This is a genomic window from Tellurirhabdus rosea (genome assembly GCF_026278345.1).
GTDB classification, from domain to species: Bacteria; Bacteroidota; Bacteroidia; order Cytophagales; family Spirosomataceae; genus Tellurirhabdus; species Tellurirhabdus rosea.
This window is the reverse complement of the sequence record NZ_CP111085.1, coordinates 4116936-4133050: the sequence shown is the minus strand read 5'-3', so window position 1 is coordinate 4133050 and position 16115 is coordinate 4116936. Positions and strand designations below refer to the sequence as shown.

Below are 16115 nucleotides of genomic sequence, written 5' to 3'. Positions count from 1 at the left end.
GGCAAACTTTTATTTGTGTGTAAATGCAACATTTTTGTAACTAGCGAATTCGAAAAACTGCTGTTTTGTGAACGTTAACGAAGCGCTCTATCAACTTGGACTGGCCGTGGCTCCGGGCGTCGGCGACGTACTGATTCGCCAGCTGGTCAGTTACTGCGGCTCCGCCGAAGCTGTTTTCAAATCCACGGCTTCGCGGCTGGTCAGGATACCGGGCATCGGCGAGGTCACGGCCCGTTCTGTCCTGAATCCGACCGTGCTGAGAGAAGCCGAAACGGCGCTGCACCGGATCGAGCGGCTGGGCGTTCGCCTCTTTTTCTACACGGATGCCGACTATCCCGACCGCCTCAAAACGCTGTACGACGCCCCGGCCCTGCTGCTGCACCAGGGAACGACCGACCTCAACGCCGCGCGGACCATTGGCATCGTCGGCACGCGGCAGGCGACGGACTACGGGCGCCGCATCACCGAAGAACTGGTACAGGCGCTGAAACCTTACCAGCCGCTCATCATCAGCGGGCTGGCTTACGGCATCGACATTGCCGCGCACCGGGCCTCCCTGCTGCACCAGTTGCCGACGGTCGGGGTGATGGCTTCGGGCATCGACATCATTTATCCGTCTGTTCACAAAAAAACGGCGCAGGACATGCTGGCAAACGGCGGTCTGCTGACGGAAAACCTGCCCGGCGTCAAGCCCGACGCCCGCCTGTTTCCGGCCCGCAACCGCATCATCGCCGGACTCAGCGACGTGGTGATCGTCGTGGAGGCGGCGGCCAAAGGCGGGGCCCTCATCACGGCCGAATACGCCAATAACTACCACCGCGATGTGTTTGCCGTGCCGGGACTGGTGGGCCAGACGTTTTCGCAGGGCTGCAACAAACTGATTCGGGAAAACAAGGCCCAGATTTATACCCGCCCCGAGGACATCATCGAAGCCCTCAACTGGGACCAGCCCATCCGGACGGAAGCCGCCCCGCTCCCGAACCTGAATTTTACGGAAGAGGAAAGCCAGATTCTGACCCTGCTCCGCGGCCAGTCGGACGTTCACGTGGACGATTTAAGCTGGAAAAGCCAGATACCGCTCGGGCGTCTGGCTTCTATGCTGCTCAATCTGGAATTTCAGGGCTACGTCCGGTCGCTGCCGGGGAAACGGTACAGACTACAGTGAAGGAATGATTGAATTTTGAATGATTGATTGACTGAATGACTGAATGACTGATTAGCTCCGCAAGTTTCAAATTGAGGCAGAGCTTCAGTCATTCAGTCATTCAGTCAATCAATCATTCAAAATTCAAAATCCCAGCCCTACGGTCATGCCTTTCACCGCGGTCGGGAAGGTGGCGATCTGGGTGGCGGCGCCGGTGCCGAGGTTGAGGCGGTAGATGCGGGTAGTGCCGCCGACCGAGAACAGACCGTAGGCAGTGTCGGTGGCTCCGGTCACGTCAAAGCCGTTGGAGGCGTCGATGTCGATGCCCAGCCCGCCGACTTCAACCAGCGTACCGTTGTTGGGCGGCATCTGCCGGTAAAGTTTGTCGGTGTTGCTGTCGATGACAAAGAGGGTGGTGGCCGTTGTTCCGGGGAAATTCTGGCTGTAGCCTGCCGCGGTGACGGCGGGAGAACCGGGGTTCAGATTGCCGTCCGTACCGGCCAGCGCGCCCGTCGTCGGATTGACACGCAGGTTTTGTCCGGTATTGCTCACAATCCGGATCAGATCGACCGCCGGGTTGAAGTCAAAGCCGAACTCGGTGCCGGAAAGAGCGGGCGTGAACGGACCCGCCCCAACGGCCGTAGCGGCTCCGGAAGAGGCGTTGATGGTGTAAATGCGGCTGGTGCTGCCGAGCGCGTAGATCTGCCCGTTAGCCGGCCGCATGTCGATACCCAGAATCGTCTCGCCGGTTTGCAGTCCGGTAATCGCTTTGGAAACCGGCGTCAGCGCCATCGGATTGAAAATAATCAGGTTGTTGGACGCATCGACGGCGTACGCCACGGCTTCGGTCGGGATGGCCAGACCGGTGAAGGTGTAGGCCGAACCCAGATCCCCGCGTTTGGTGATCGCTCCCGTCGAGAGGTTTACGTTATGGAGTTCGGACCGTCCGCCGACCGTCACCGCCAGCAGCGCCAGGGAGTTGTCCGGCGAAATATCGAAGCCTTTTCCGGCCGTTACATCCATGCCGAGGCCGCCCACTTCGACCAGCGTGCCGTTGTTGGGCGGGTTCTGGATAAAGAGCTTGTCCTGCGCAATGTTGAGGTCGTAAAGAGTGGTCGTGGCGGCGCCCGCCCGGTTGTTGGTGTAGGCTACCGCCGTAATGGCGCCGTTGATCGTCCCGTCGGTGCCGGTGATCGTGCCGTTGTTGGGATTCACCCGCAGGTTTGTGCCGTTGGTGCTGACCACCCGGAGCAGATCGACCGTCGGGTTGAAGTCGATTTCCACCTCCCCGATACCGCTGAACAGCGCCGTCGCGTTGATTCGGCGGGCAGCGCCGGATTCCGGGTTGATGACGTACAGAAAGCCGCTGTTGGTCAGGCCGTAAAGCTGACCGGTGGCGGGCCGGAAATCGATGGAGGCAATTTCGTTGGAAGCATCGAGCCCCTCCCCCGTAATGGCGTTGACGTCCATGTCGCGGTCAGGCATCTGAAGGTTGCGTTTGACCAGCCGGTTGCCCGTGGTGAGCAGGTAGATGGTCTGGTCCGGCCCCGAGCCGCCAGGCAGGGGGTGGTCCTGAAGCTGGCAGGCATTGAGCCCAATCAACGAACCGACAATCAGCGTCGAAAACGCCAGGCGAATTTTGTGGAGGAATATTGTTGACATAGCAGGTGTGAGAAGGTGATACAAACGGATTGCCCCACACCTACGATAAACCCTCCGTTTTGGATTGGACGGGTCATTCTTTTTTGAAACAGCCAGGGGATGTTTCACGCAGATTAACACAGATTCTAAGCGCAGATTAACGGTTCGCCGTTGCGACGCAGATTCTAAGCGCGGAGGTTCGCAGAAATTCTATTGAAGCTGCGTCGCAACGGCGAACCGTTAATCTGCGAGAAATACCTCACCTAAATCCCCCACTCCGCCGGGTTCTGCCGCCAGGCTGCCAGCGAGGCCAGCGCTTCCGCCGGGATGTAATTCAGTTGCCGGGCTTCGTCCACCAGCGTTTCGTAATTGCTCAGCGTGACCAGCCGGACGTCTTTGGCAGCAAAATTTTCGTCGGCAACCGGAAACCCGTAGGTGAAAATGGCGGCCATGCCCAGCACCTCGCCGCCCGACTGCCGCAGCGCATCGACCACTTTCAGGGAACTGCCGCCCGTCGAAATCAGGTCTTCGATGACCACTACCTTCTGCCCTGCTTCCAGCCGCCCTTCGATCTGGTTGCCCATGCCGTGTTTTTTGGGCTCCGGACGGACGTAGAGGTACGGCAGATTCAGCACGTCGGCCACCAGCGCGCCCTGGGCGATGCCGGCGGTAGCGACGCCCGCGATGGCATCGGCGCCCGGAAACTCGCGGCGGATGGCATCGGCCAGCGCATTTTTGATGAAGGTCCGGACCTCCGGAAACGAGAGCGTCAGCCGGTTGTCACAATAAATCGGTGATTTCCAGCCGGAACTCCAGGTGAATGGCTCCTCAGGCCGCAGGCGCACGGCCTGGGCGTCGAGCAGTAAGCGGGCTATTTCGTTTGCGATCATAACTCTTTGTCAGGCGTTCGCGGGTCACTTCGCCAACGCATTCCCGGGATGGGGTCGGGCAAGCGGCGACGGACCGGCGAACGGCTTTTATTCTTCCAGTTTCTTCACCAGAATCTTGTCGATCCGGCTTTTGTCCATGTCCACGATTTCGAATCGGTAATCCTGCCAGTTGAATGTTTCGCCGGTTGTGGGGATGTCTTTCAGAATATGCAGGGCGAATCCGCCGAGGGTATCGAAGCCGGTCAGGTCTTTCCGGTTCTGGACGGTGATGTCAAAATGTTCCAGAAACTCGTCGAACGGAATCTGGGCGTCGATCAGGTGGCTGCCGTCTTCGCGTTCGGTAATTTCCCAGGCAAATTCGTCCGTTTCGGAAATATCACCGACCAGCGCATCGAGAATATCGTTGAGCGTTACCAGTCCCAGCACACCGCCGTACTCGTCCACAATCACGCCGACGTACTGTTTCTTTTCCTGAAAACGCTCCAGCACCTGATACGCGCGGTTGTTTTCGGGAATGTACAGCACGTCCCGTTTGATGTCGGTCAGCCGGGTCAGTTCGGTATCCAGGTCTTTTCCGAGAAAATCCTTGATGTAAATGAGTCCGACAATCTCGTCCACACCGCCTTCGCAAAGCGGAAAAACAGAGTGCTTGTACTCAATGACCTTGTTTTTGTTTTCCTCCACGCTGTCTTCCAGGTCGAGGTAAACGACATCCTGCCGGTTGGTCATCAGGGACGTAATGCGGCGGTCGCCGAGCTGAAAAACGTTCTGCACGATTTCCTGCTCGATCTCGTCGATCACCCCGCCCGTCGTGCCCTCCTGAATGAGGCTTTTGATTTCTTCTTCCGTCACCGCCGAGGCATTCTGCCGGATGCCCAGCACGCGGATCAGCACGTCGCTCGACACACTCAGCAGCGAGATGAACGGGGCCGTGAACCGGGAAACGACGTTCATGGGACCCGCCATGACCTTGGCGATGCCTTCCGGGTTCGACATGCCAATCCGTTTCGGAACCAGTTCCCCCAGCACCAGCGACAGGTAGGTCAGCAGCAGCAAAACAATCGCGACGGCAATCGTGTTGGCGTAAGGGCGCACGGGTTCGATGTTCGCCACGGCTACGGCTACCTGATCCGTCAGGCGGTCGCCGCTGAAAATACCATTCAGAATGCCGATGAGGGTAATGCCGATCTGGACGGTGGACAGGAAACGGTTGGGCGATTCGGCGAGTTTAAGGGCCTCCTGCGCACGGCGATCTCCGTTGCGGGCGTCGGCTTCCAAACGGGCTTTACGGGAGGAAACCAGCGCAATCTCGGACATGGAGAAAACGCCGTTGAGGATAATAAGGAAAAGGATTATGGCAAGTTCCACACAGGAATGAATTGACCCGTCGCAAAAATAGTAATTCTGGTCACTCTTTCATTATGCGGAGTTTAGCTAATTTCGCGGCTTATGATTCTATTCATCGATGACCGGCCTATCCGTCTGGCGGGTCCCAAGGCAGGCAGTCGGCACGAAGACGTTGCCGAACACGACCATATTTTTGACGCCCGGCTGGAGGCCATTCGTCCCGAAATCCTGCGCGGTCACGTAATGATTCTGAACGTTACGCCTGCTGTTATTGAAAAACTGATCAATCTTTTCAACAACACGTCCCTGCTCGACCTACTGTCGGTCACGCTAATCTGCGTGGATAAAAAAGCCGTGGAGGAGCGCCTGAAAAGCCTTTTCAAGGTGGTGAAAGCCGCGGGCGGGGTGGTGACGAAAGACGGAAAAACGCTGCTGATGTTCCGCCGCGGCAAATGGGATCTGCCCAAAGGCAAACTGGATGAGGGCGAGAAATCGCGCGAAGCCGCCGCCCGCGAGGTCGAGGAAGAAACCGGCGTAGTCGGTAAGGTCGGCGAGCGCCTCTGCACTACCTGGCATACCTACCGCCAGAACGGCAACCGCTATCTGAAACGGACGAAATGGTACGCCATGACCTGCGTGGATGATTCGCGGATGGCCCCGCAGGCCGAAGAAGATATCGAGCGCCTGGAATGGGTGGACCGCCGTACGGCCCAGACGCTGCTGGCCAATTCGTTCAGTTCGATCCGGTACGTCATGGACGCCGCCAGCGACTATTCCGTCCTGTAAGTGTCAGGGAATCAGGTTCTGATTGACGGCCATTTCGATCATCGGCTTGAACGCCTGGTAGCGGTCGTGCCAGATCATGGCCAGATTCCACAGAATCAGGGCAACCAGCACCTGGATCAGGTCGCGGTACGTCAGTTCGTGGCCGAATACCCGTAAAATTACATCTTTCATAGCTCTGGTCTGAAAAGAGGGAAGGCAGAGGCAGAAAATACCGCCCGAAGTAACAACATTCCTTCATTTGTTTAGACAAAAGAAATCTTTTCAGGTCACTCCCGGCTGACAAAAATTTAGTGAGTCTTTTCCAGATCCAGCGAATACGGCAGAAACTCGTCTACTTTCTGTCCGTAGCGGTGCAAATCACGAATAATGCTGGAACTGATCGGGGCCAGTGGCGGCGAAGTAATCAGAAAAACCGTTTCCACCTCTTCGTACACGTGTCGGTTCACCTGCGAAATGCCATTTTCATACTCAAAGTCGGTGGTGTTTCGCAGGCCCCGCAGCAGAAACCGGGCGCCAATCTCCCGGGCGACGTTGGCGGTCAGGTCGTCGTAGGCCAGCACCCGGACGTTGGGATGTTCCCGGAACGTCCACTCGATGAGCCGAACCATATCGTCGAGCGGAAAATAACGCTGCTTGCTGGCGTTGCGGCCGATGCCGATCACCACTTCGTCGAACAGCCGCAGACCGCGCAGAACGATGTCCTGATGTCCTTTGGTAAATGGGTCAAAAGAGCCGGGGAAGAGGGCAATGCGCTTCATACGGGGCGGCAGGTCGTTTGCAGTGGGTAGTCGTTATCGGACGGGAACAATTTCCGGCGGCCAAGTTACGGCATTCCGGCAACACTGCCTAAAGTTTACAGAAGACCGAGACTAAAGAGGCTGGCGTACCGATGCTCGGGCAATTCGTCGAAGTCCCCGGTAAAGGCCAGCGCATCGGGCGGCAACCCAAACGACAGGCGCGGCAGAAAACGGGCCATCAGCGTATAACTGTCGGCGAAAGGCGTAATCTCGCCGTACAGCACCACCTCCATCTCCGCGGGCTGCCGTTTCAGTTCACTGATGACAAACAGGATGTAGTACACCAGATCGCTGGTATTCTTGTAGCCGAACTTGTTGCAGAATTTCAGCGCCCCCGCCTCCCGGGCCACCAGTGTCACGTATTCCTCCTCAAAGTACAGAATCAGTTCGTAGCCGCCGGATTTCCGCCCTTTCGAGGCGTGGAGCACCGTGCTGGTCTGGTGCAGAATGGTCAGCTGCTGCAGCGGAAAAGCCGCGGCCAGCCAGTCCTGAAGGCGAATTTCGAGGTTAAAAATGGAATGGAAGCCTTCGTCCTGGTGCGCGTAGGTATGCGTCTGCTCGGTGGCGGGCAGGGCACTTCCGCGCGTCATCTGCAGGTAATGCGAAGCGTATTCTTTCCGGAACAGCACCGACGGCACCAGCGTAAACGTGGGCGTATTGAGCGACACGATCACCTGTTTCCAGTCATGATTCTGAAAAACGGCATGCTCCTCCTGTAAGGTTTTCAGGGCCGGCAGCAGCGGGTAGTCCGTCACCAGCGTTGGGAAGGTATAATCTTCGAGCCAGTGGCAGATTGCCCGGTCCTCTTTTCGGGCGGCGGGTTCTACGATGCAGAACCGAAACCGATCTTTTCCCATCTCCAGGCAAAGCTGATAAGGGCTGGTCTGGGCGGTTCCCAGCACCCCTTTATCGGTTAGCCTGGCGGATACCGTCTCGCTGCGAACGGCAACGGTCGGCGTCATGGTGGGTGGAAGATCAGTTTGCACGCTGGTGGACATAGTTCAACAGGAAGTGTTGAAATTAAACAAAATCCCGTAACTCAAGCCATTACTGCTCCAGATAACCTCTCAGACGGAACACATCTTCCAGCGAACGGCACTGGCGGAAGAGCTGGTGCACCTCGTTTTCGGGATAGGCCTTGATTTCTTCGAAGGACATCAGACGGACGTCGGTAATGATCTGACGGTCGGCGGCCATCTCCGGATCGCCGCCCTGCAGCAGTTTGCCGCCAACCACGTTGACCCGGAAAAACAGTTCCATGGCGTGCAGCGGCGGGGCCATAAATTCGTTCACAAAGAGCAGGTCGCCGATTTCCACCGCCAGCCCGGTCTCTTCGGCAAACTCACGGACGAGCGCCTGCGGGGCCGTTTCCCCAAACTGAGGGCCGCCTCCCGGCGGACACCAGAACGTATCCGTCGCGTTAATGCCGCGGTGCCGCACCATCAGCAGTTTTCCGTCAAGCTGGCAAATGCCGCATACGCGCAGCCGCAGTCGGTTGCCATACAACCGCAGTACTTCTTCCCTTGCCTTGTCCACTAGAGTTTATAAGAGGTAGTTCCGGACGGCAAAGGTAGCTAATAATGAATAATTAATAATGGATATTGAATAAGGCTTTCGCTCCCAGCCCAATACGGCCGGTTTACCGCACTCCGCCTTCCTCCAATACCCCTTACGATCCACGGTCCGCCGCGGTTCATCATTCATTACTCAGTACGAACCGGTAATGTAGCTTTCCAGCGAATCAATGCGGGCTTTCTGGTCGCGGATAATGGCCGACACGACGTCGTTGATGGAAATAATCCCGACAAGCTGGCCTTCGTCGAGCACGGGCAGGTGCCGGATGTGTTTCTCCGACATCAGCCGCATGGCGTCCTCAATCCGCTGGTCGGGGGCGATGGTGATGAGGTTGGCCGTCATAACTTCGCGGACGGTGGTGTCGCGGGAGGCCCGGCTTTGCAGAACCACTTTACGGGCATAATCCCGTTCGGAAAAAATTCCGGCCAGCCGTCCGTTTTCGATCACCAGCACCGCCCCGATGTTTTTTTCCGCCATCAGCTCAAGGGCCTCATAGACAGTTGCCTGAGGCGCCACGGAGTAAATCGTATTGATCGATTTGCCCCTCAGAATTGCTGTAATTTTCATGGACTGAGAAAGTTAATGTGTGTCGAGAAAGGTAAAGAAAAAAGTAATTAAGTGCAAAGCGAATGGCCATCAATAGTCAATGTCGCCTTCGGCCGCCGGTCGCCGGAGCCGGAAGCCGGACGGAGCCTGAACGCCTTTTGCCAAAATCCTCGATTTCCCGTAAATTAGAGGTATGAATACAACCCAGTCGCCCGCCCAGATGCTGGCAAAACGTTTTCCGTTCAAACCCACGCCCGGTCAGTCGGAATTTTTTGAACGCATGGGCCAGTTTCTGCTACCGGAAGAGCATGAACGTTACCGCGACTGTTTTCTGCTGAAAGGCTTTGCCGGGACCGGTAAAACGACGCTCATCAGTACGCTCATCAAAGTGTTGCCCAAAGTAGGCATGAAGTCCGTGCTGCTGGCCCCCACCGGCCGGGCGGCCAAAGTGATGGCCAATTACTCCAAACGGCAGGCGCTCACCATTCACCGCAAAATATACCGGCAGATTTCGGACGGCGACTCCGGCAGCCTGGTCTTCCAGCGCCAGAAAAATTACCACGACGACACGCTGTTTATCGTGGACGAAGCCTCCATGATCAGCGACGATGCCGAAATCGGCATGAACGGACTGCTGGCCGACCTTATCGATTTTGTTTACGAAAATCCCGGCAACCGGCTGATGCTGGTCGGCGACGTGGCCCAGCTCCCGCCGGTCGGCAAGGAACTCAGCCCTGCCCTCGACCCCGACTACCTCGAACGCCAGTTCGACATGACGGTTTTCCGGCAGGAACTGACGGAGGTGATGCGTCAGGATGTTGAGTCCGGCATTCTGCTGAATGCCACCCATCTGCGCGCCGCCCTGGTCCAGCCCGAGCCCGGCATTTTTTTCACCACGAAAGGCTACCGGGATATTTACAGAATGACCGGCGACCGGCTCGAAGACGGGATGCGCTACGCCTACAACAAGTACGGTCGCGAAAACACCATCATCATCACCCGTTCCAACAAGGCGGCGGTGCAGTATAACCAGTACGTCCGGCGTGTCATCAACGGGGCCGAGGAAGAACTGGATGCCGGAGACCTGCTCATGATTGTCCGGAACAACTATTCGGTGCTGGACGACGACAGCCCGGCGGGTTTTCTGGCGAACGGTGATTTTGTAGAGGTGATGAAAATCCGGAAGCGGGAAGAAGTCCACGGACTTAAATTTGCCACCGTCATGCTGCGTCTCGTCGATTATGAAGAGCAGCCGGAATTTGAAACGAAGATCATTCTGGACACCCTGTATTCGGCTTCGCCCTCGCTCGGGCGGGACGAAAACAAACAGCTGTACGAAAGCGTCCAGAAGGATTATTTTTACATAAAATCCAAACGCGAACGGGCCGAAGCCATCCGCCGCGACCCGTATCTGAACGCCCTGCAGGTGAAATTCGCCTACGCGCTGACCTGTCACAAGGCCCAGGGTGGTCAGTGGCCGGCCGTGTTTATCGACCAGGGTTATCTGCCCAACGGAAAAGTGGATGCCGAGTTTGTCCGCTGGCTGTACACGGCCCTGACCCGGACCACCGACGAAGCGTTTCTGATGAATTTTCACCCGAACTTCTTCGGTGTACAATCTTAACCGGAGCAAACCAAACCGATTTCAGCGCTGATTACTGCCAACCCATGACCTTTCAGGATTTTTCGAACACCCTTTCCCAGTCTCAGCCCCCGTCGGGCATCTCGCCCGTTCTGGAAGCCCTTTGGTACGATGCCCGCGGAGACTGGGAACATGCTCACAACATCGCCCAGAGCCGGGAAGGCACTCCCGCCTACGACCGGCTCCACGCCTATCTTCACCGGAAAGAAGGCGATCAATGGAACGCCGGCTACTGGTACCGCCGCGCCAAAAGCCCCGTCTTCACAGGAACGCTGGAGGAGGAATGGGAAGAATTGGTCAGAGTTGAATGTTGAATGGCTGGAGGTTGAATGGCTGAATGATTGATAGGTTGAATGATTGATTCGCTCCGCAACCCCAAGAACCGCGAAGCGAATCAATCATTCAACCTATCAGCCATTCAACCATTCAATCACTTCGCGTTGCTCTCCCGCATCAGCTGCACCCACCCCTTGTACACCTGCACACTCCCGTTGCGGCTCACCCCCCCGAAGCGTACACTCGCCTGGTAGTAGTACAAACCCGCCGACAGCTCCTGGCCCCCGCTCGTGCGGCCGCTCCAGTTGATGTTCACGTCGCTGGTCTCGAACACCTTACCCCCGAAACGGTTGTAGACCACAAACTGCACGCTCACCACCCCAGCAGGACAGGGCAGCGGCACGAACACGTCGTTCTTGCCGTCTCCGTTGGGCGTGAATACGTTGGGCAGCTCGAAGACCGGGCAGATGTCCTTGCACACCCGGTTGCTGGGAGCACTCTCCAGACCCCCCCGCGTCACGGCCGTCACGTAGTAACAGCCCGCCACACTCGTCAGACTCGTGTGCTGGAAGGTGGTCGTCGGGGCCGGCACCCCAGTCAGCCGCTGGTGCTCGGTGTCTTCCTCGTAGCGCGCGTAGTACACGTTGTAGCTGGCAATCCGCGTGTCGCAGGGCTGGTTGCCCCCGGTAGCCGCCTGCCAGTTCAGGGTGTTGCTGAAGCTTGTCTGGTTGCAGGCCGCCTCTCCCCGCAGGGACGAGCAGTCCAGCGAGTCCAGACTCAGCCGGGGCGGACAGGGACGGGTCGTGTCAATGGGACTGGCACACACCGCCTGCGAGTAGTTGAGCAGCTCGTTCTGGGGACGCAAGCTCACGGCCGGGTTGGTGTACACCCCCACCGTCTCCACCCGGTAGCAGTACACGCTGTCGGGCGACAGCGTTAGCGTCTGGACCCCGTCCCCGGCAAAGCTGTCGCTGCCCGTATCGGTGAAGGTGAACGTGTTGGGACCCTGCACGGCCACCTCCGCTATCCGGTTGAAGGGACCGTTGGGACCGCTCACACTGCGGTACACCCGGTGCCGCTGGTTCGTGTTGTCCCAGGGCACGTTGGCACTCCACGACAGCCGCACCCGCCGCAGCTCCCCGGCCGCCGCCAGCACCACCGAGCTGGCCGCATCGGTCACGTCCAGCCGCGTCAGGGCGCCCGTGCCCGCCTCGGTATAATAAAACTCCACCCGGTAGCGGTAGCCGCCCCCACTGGTGTTCAGGCCCCGGTCCACGTACACCGTATCGGCCCGGGTGCCCGACAGGTCAGCGTCGATGACGGCGATCTGCACAAAGTCATTGCCCGCCGTGGCCGTGAGGCCCGGCGCCCGGAACAACCGGTACTGGAAAGGACCGCCCACGTCGGTGGCCCCCAGCCCGATGGGCCGCGTCCAGCGCACGGTGATCCGGCCCCTTGTAGCGTCGGTGGAGTCCACCGTCACGTTCGTCATCAGGGGCACCTGCAGGGGCAGGGCCAGACAGGCCTCGTTGGACACCACGCTCTCCCCGCCCCGGGGCCGGGGAAAGGCCGCCACCAGGCGGTAGCTGTAGCTGGCCCCCCGCCGCAGGCTGGGGTCGGTGTCGGTGAAGGTGGTGGCCGTGATGGGCACCCGCCCGATCTCGGTGTAGCCCGCCGTGGCCCCGATGCCCGTCGAGCAGGGCGGGGTGGCCAGGGTGGTGCAGCCCTCGCGGCGGTAGATGACCATCTCGGCCCCCGGCACCCCGCAGGCGTAGGCCGACCAGGTCAGGATGGTGGCCCGGCCCGTGCCGGGCCGGGCCGTCAGGTTCTGGGGCCGGGGGGCGTAGACCCGAATGCGAAAGGACTCCAGGGTGGCCAGCTGGGTCTGGCCCCGGGCCGGCAGGTCGACGGCGCGGATGACCACGTCGTAGGGTTCCTCCCGGACGTGGGCGCAGGCGGTCTGCCAGCGGAAGGTGCCCGTGGCGGGAGAGTTCAGGGTCTGGTCGGGTCGGGGGTTGAAGGTGGCGAAGGGGGGGGCGATGATGTTGATGGGCTGGTTGTTGGTGGGGTCGGTGTAGGGTCTTCCGTCGGGACCGACGTTGAAGGGTCCGCCGAAGGCCGAGAGCTGGAGTCGGTTTCCGTCGGGGTCAGTGGCGGTGATGGCCTGGTTGATGATCGTACCGGCCTCCACGCAGAGGTCGTCGGGCACCCGCAGCTCGGGACGACGGTTGGTGCCTTCCACGACCACAATCTGCATGTCACGCACAATCTCCCCTACTTTGATGCCGTCGCGGTATTCTTCGATAATGAAAGCGACGTTGTACTGGCCTTTCTCGGCGGGGGCATCCCAGCAGAGGTCGCCGGTGCGGGGGTCGATGGTCAGCGTGGCCGGGGCATTGCCGGTCTCGGTGGTTGGACTGCCTCCGATGACTTCCGGACGCTGGTAACCCGCTACGAACTGCGTCGGGCGGCAGGTTACGTCCCATCCCTGGCGACCAGCCGGGGTGGTCAGGCGGTAAGCAAGGCTGTCGCCGTCGCTGTCGAAGGCGGCGGGGTTGTGGCAGAACTTCTGGCCTACGCGGGCCGAGTCCAGGGGCGGGTTGAGCATGACCGGGGTGCTGTTGAGGCCCAGGGGTGCACTCACTACGATGGTGGTGCGCAGCTCAAAGGTGGTGTTGACCGAGTTGGGAATGTTCCGCGTGTTGTCGTTCCGGTTGGTAATGATGGTAATGATGTTGTAAGTCCCCGGTCCCGGAAACGTGTGCGTCGTTCGGTAGATGTTGATGGTGGTGTTGCGGTTGATATTGCCGCGAAACGAGCGGCGGACCTGCGCAATCGGCGAACCATCGCCAAAACACATATCGATGTCGTTTTCCTGTTCGGAAGCCATGCGGCCACCTCCTTCGTCAAAGTAAAGTGTCGCCGTAATCTCGTAAGTCAGGGAGGTGTTGGATATTCTTCGGGTCGTGATTTCCCCCGCCCGTACGTGGGTGGCAGATGCCTCATTCCCCAGCACAAACAGACAGCAGAACCCAAGAAGAATCAGTAGATAATTTGCTTTCATACACAGGTAAGTTCTCGTTAGAGAACAACGAAGGAATTGGGATGTTTTGTATACCTGTACGGGATAACCGTATCAATATTGAAAGAAACGAAAAAGCGGGCAATCTGCCGCAGGGTCAGCCCTTTTTGGAGCGCTCCTTTCAGCAAATTGTCCGCTTTATGAGGCAGTTGGCCGCTTTAGACCAAAACTGCTTCTTTTTCCTTTGCTTCAAACAATTCAAGCCACTGATCGGTCAGGTGCGAGATGTCGAACTGGTAGGCCCGCTGGCGCAGCATGTCCGGAGAAATCCGGATGCGTCCGGCCATCAGCGACCGCATGGCTCCGGCCAGTTCTTCCGGATTAAAGCTCGAAACGTAGGTTCCCATGCCCGGCAGCAGAAACTCGCTGATGCCTCCCGACTCAAAGCCGACGATCGGCTTGCCAAGGAAGGCCGCTTCGATCATCACCAGCGGGTACGGGTCTTCACGGGACGTCAGCACGAAGCCGTCGCAGAGATTGAGGTAATCGTAATAATCGTCGGAATGAGCGCCGAGGTGGATGAAGTTCAGCCCCTCCTGTTCTGTCCGGCTCTGGACGTACAGATGCACACCCGACTCTTTTTCTTTCCCCAGCCACAGCAGCCAGGCGTTTTTGGGCAGATGCTGAACGATGTCCGGCACCAGGTCGTAGCCTTTGCGCAGGCAGCTCGTTCCCGACATCATCCAGATAAAGTCGCCCGGCGGAATTCCCAGTCTGGCGCGCAGCAGGGCGGGGTCCTGTCTGGGCAGAATCCGGGACGTGTCGATGCAGGAATGCAGCAGTTCTACGTTCGGAAAGCCCATCTGGCGCACGCGCTGGCAGACCACCTCCGCGCAGCCGATAAGCCGTGAAGCCCCCGACAGCATGTCATAAATCGGTTTGGTCCAGAATTCGTCAAAGGTGGAAAGCAGTTCGTGGAAGTGGACCGTGTAGGGAACACCCAGTTTGCGGGCCATCTCGGCCACATTCGGCATCGTCACCGTGTTCAGGTACCACATGTCCGGTTTGAATTCCCGGTGCAGCCTCATCAGTTCCTGATCGCAGGGGCTGAGGCCAAAGACTTTGGAGTAGGCGGCGTCGTAAACCGAGTAAAAAAAGCGATCGTTGTACGGATAGAATTCCGTCCGGAAGGCCACTTCGTCCTTATGGCGGTACAGCTGATTTCGCTGGCGGGAAAACAAAGCCACCTCGATTCCCCTTTTTTCAAGCTCTTTGAGCAGATACCAGAGCATCATCTCCGAGCCGGTATAGCCGCCCGAAGGAGTGATAAACAGAATGCGCATAACGTACAGTTCGATGGGTTTCCGGGGCCTCCGGACCCGATGTCATTCAAACTTCACAGCTTATAGAAGCCGGGTTTTTTCAGTAACGTTGGCCAGAAAAATCGCAAAAATAGTCTCACTTTCCGGGTAAACTCATGCTGCCGCTCCAGCTCGCTGAATGGCCTGCCCGACCGGCGCAGGTTCATGACGATCTTCCAGGCATAAATGATGGGCACCATCGTCAGATAATGCAAAATCAGGATCAGATAAGCGCCGACGCCGTACGATTTTCGCACCCACAGCAGATTCGATACCTGCATCTGGGGTTTGAACCGGTTGATCCACGACATCTGCGCCTGCTGGTATTCGGGACTGCTGCCGTACTCCAGGTGCACGTAAAAGGCATCCCGCAGCAACAGAATCCGCCCCTGTTTCCAGAGCCGCCAGCCCCACTCTACGTCTTCTCCGTACATGAAGAAATCCGGATCGAGTTTGCCCGCCTTGTCGATCACCGTCCGGCGCGTCATCACAAACGAACCCGTCAGCCAGTCGACCTGATTGGGGTCGGCGTATTTCCGTTCCGGCATAAAAAACTCCAGCAGCCGGTCGAAAAAAGGAGTCGGCGGAAGCACAAAAAAGAACTTCCGGATCTGGTTGAATCCGTGATACAGGTCGTAATGCACCTTGCCGTGCCGGTTGATCTGCATCGGCCCGACCGCCGCCACGTCGGGCTGGTTGTCCAGCACGTCCGCGCAGCGTTTGAGGACATTATCCACCAATAACGTATCGGAGTTCAATAACAGTATAAGCCGCCCCCGGGCTTCGTCGATTCCCCGGTTATTGGCCCGGGCAAAGCCGGAATTGTAGCCCATGTCGATCCAGCGCACCTCCGGAAAATGGCTCAGCACCAGATTCCGGCTCTGGTCGCCGGACTCATTATCAACCACAAGTACTTCGTAGGTTAGACCGCTGGTGAACTTTCGGACCGAAGTCAGGCAGTCGATGATTAACTGAGGCGTTTTGTAATTGACAATTATAATCGATAAATCCATTCAAACGGGTGGGACAAGTAGGTCGTCAACAGGATTCCGTCAACCGTCGGCGTTCCGCTGCCCCGGCTGGTTTGG

The 16115-nt window shown here is 58.2% G+C and carries 15 protein-coding genes; 4 read left to right on the top strand and 11 right to left on the bottom strand.

All coding sequences use genetic code 11. From position 1 onward, the window contains the following. Positions 1-67 precede the first annotated feature (67 nt). A complete protein-coding gene (dprA, locus tag ORG26_RS17515; protein WP_266364031.1) occupies positions 68-1165 on the top strand; it encodes a DNA-processing protein DprA in 1098 nt (365 codons plus the stop codon). A 123-nt stretch (positions 1166-1288) separates the two neighbouring features. Here dprA and ORG26_RS17510 read toward each other — a convergent pair whose 3' ends face one another. From ORG26_RS17510 to ORG26_RS17500, 3 genes are all read right to left on the bottom strand, one after another. Further along, positions 1289-2806 (bottom strand): DUF4394 domain-containing protein, encoded by a 1518-nt coding sequence (locus tag ORG26_RS17510; protein WP_266364029.1) that lies wholly within the window; start codon positions 2804-2806, stop codon positions 1289-1291. Between the two features lie 242 nt (positions 2807-3048). Then, positions 3049-3675, bottom strand: coding sequence for an orotate phosphoribosyltransferase (pyrE, locus tag ORG26_RS17505; RefSeq protein WP_323134283.1), 627 nt, complete (start codon positions 3673-3675; stop codon positions 3049-3051). A gap of 87 nt (positions 3676-3762) precedes the next feature. Then, positions 3763-5043, bottom strand: a complete 1281-nt coding sequence (locus ORG26_RS17500) for a hemolysin family protein (protein ID WP_266364027.1) — start codon at positions 5041-5043, stop codon at positions 3763-3765. Positions 5044-5124: 81 nt separating this feature from the next. Between ORG26_RS17500 and ORG26_RS17495 the strand changes: the two genes are divergently transcribed. Further along, complete coding sequence (locus ORG26_RS17495; protein WP_266364025.1) at positions 5125-5808, top strand: NUDIX hydrolase; 684 nt, start codon at positions 5125-5127, stop codon at positions 5806-5808. A gap of 3 nt (positions 5809-5811) precedes the next feature. On the opposite strand, the gene ORG26_RS17490 is transcribed toward ORG26_RS17495, so the two are convergent. The 5 genes from ORG26_RS17490 to ORG26_RS17470 all read right to left on the bottom strand — a co-directional run bounded on the left by ORG26_RS17490 (position 5812) and on the right by ORG26_RS17470 (position 8747). Then, positions 5812-5979 carry a hypothetical protein gene (locus ORG26_RS17490; RefSeq protein ID WP_266364023.1) on the bottom strand — a complete coding sequence of 56 codons (168 nt, stop codon included), beginning with the start codon at positions 5977-5979 and terminating at the stop codon, positions 5812-5814. A gap of 116 nt (positions 5980-6095) precedes the next feature. After that, positions 6096-6566, bottom strand: a complete 471-nt coding sequence (gene coaD, locus ORG26_RS17485) for a pantetheine-phosphate adenylyltransferase (RefSeq protein WP_266364021.1) — start codon at positions 6564-6566, stop codon at positions 6096-6098. A 95-nt stretch (positions 6567-6661) separates the two neighbouring features. Further along, positions 6662-7567 (bottom strand): DUF3822 family protein, encoded by a 906-nt coding sequence (locus ORG26_RS17480; protein ID WP_266364019.1) that lies wholly within the window; start codon positions 7565-7567, stop codon positions 6662-6664. Between the two features lie 85 nt (positions 7568-7652). Then, positions 7653-8141 carry an NUDIX domain-containing protein gene (locus ORG26_RS17475; protein WP_266364017.1) on the bottom strand — a complete coding sequence of 163 codons (489 nt, stop codon included), beginning with the start codon at positions 8139-8141 and terminating at the stop codon, positions 7653-7655. Positions 8142-8312: 171 nt separating this feature from the next. Then, positions 8313-8747, bottom strand: coding sequence for a CBS domain-containing protein (locus tag ORG26_RS17470; protein WP_266364015.1), 435 nt, complete (start codon positions 8745-8747; stop codon positions 8313-8315). A 172-nt stretch (positions 8748-8919) separates the two neighbouring features. On the opposite strand from ORG26_RS17470, the gene ORG26_RS17465 reads away from it, so the two are divergent. Beyond that, the gene (locus ORG26_RS17465) at positions 8920-10350 is read left to right on the top strand and encodes an ATP-dependent DNA helicase (RefSeq protein ID WP_266364014.1); all 1431 of its coding nucleotides are present in this window, start codon (positions 8920-8922) and stop codon (positions 10348-10350) included. Between the two features lie 44 nt (positions 10351-10394). Continuing rightward, positions 10395-10682 carry a hypothetical protein gene (locus ORG26_RS17460; protein WP_266364012.1) on the top strand — a complete coding sequence of 96 codons (288 nt, stop codon included), beginning with the start codon at positions 10395-10397 and terminating at the stop codon, positions 10680-10682. Positions 10683-10798: 116 nt separating this feature from the next. Here the strand turns inward: ORG26_RS17460 and ORG26_RS17455 are convergent, their stop codons facing one another. The 3 genes from ORG26_RS17455 to ORG26_RS17445 all read right to left on the bottom strand — a co-directional run bounded on the left by ORG26_RS17455 (position 10799) and on the right by ORG26_RS17445 (position 16040). Then, positions 10799-13708: a gliding motility-associated C-terminal domain-containing protein gene (locus ORG26_RS17455; protein ID WP_266364010.1), complete on the bottom strand. Its 2910-nt coding sequence runs from the start codon at positions 13706-13708 to the stop codon at positions 10799-10801. Between the two features lie 176 nt (positions 13709-13884). Continuing rightward, the gene (locus ORG26_RS17450; protein ID WP_266364008.1) at positions 13885-15009 is read right to left on the bottom strand and encodes a glycosyltransferase family 4 protein; all 1125 of its coding nucleotides are present in this window, start codon (positions 15007-15009) and stop codon (positions 13885-13887) included. A 53-nt stretch (positions 15010-15062) separates the two neighbouring features. After that, on the bottom strand, positions 15063-16040 hold the full coding sequence (locus tag ORG26_RS17445; protein ID WP_266364006.1) for a glycosyltransferase family 2 protein: 978 nt from the start codon (positions 16038-16040) through the stop codon (positions 15063-15065). Positions 16041-16115 lie beyond the last annotated feature (75 nt).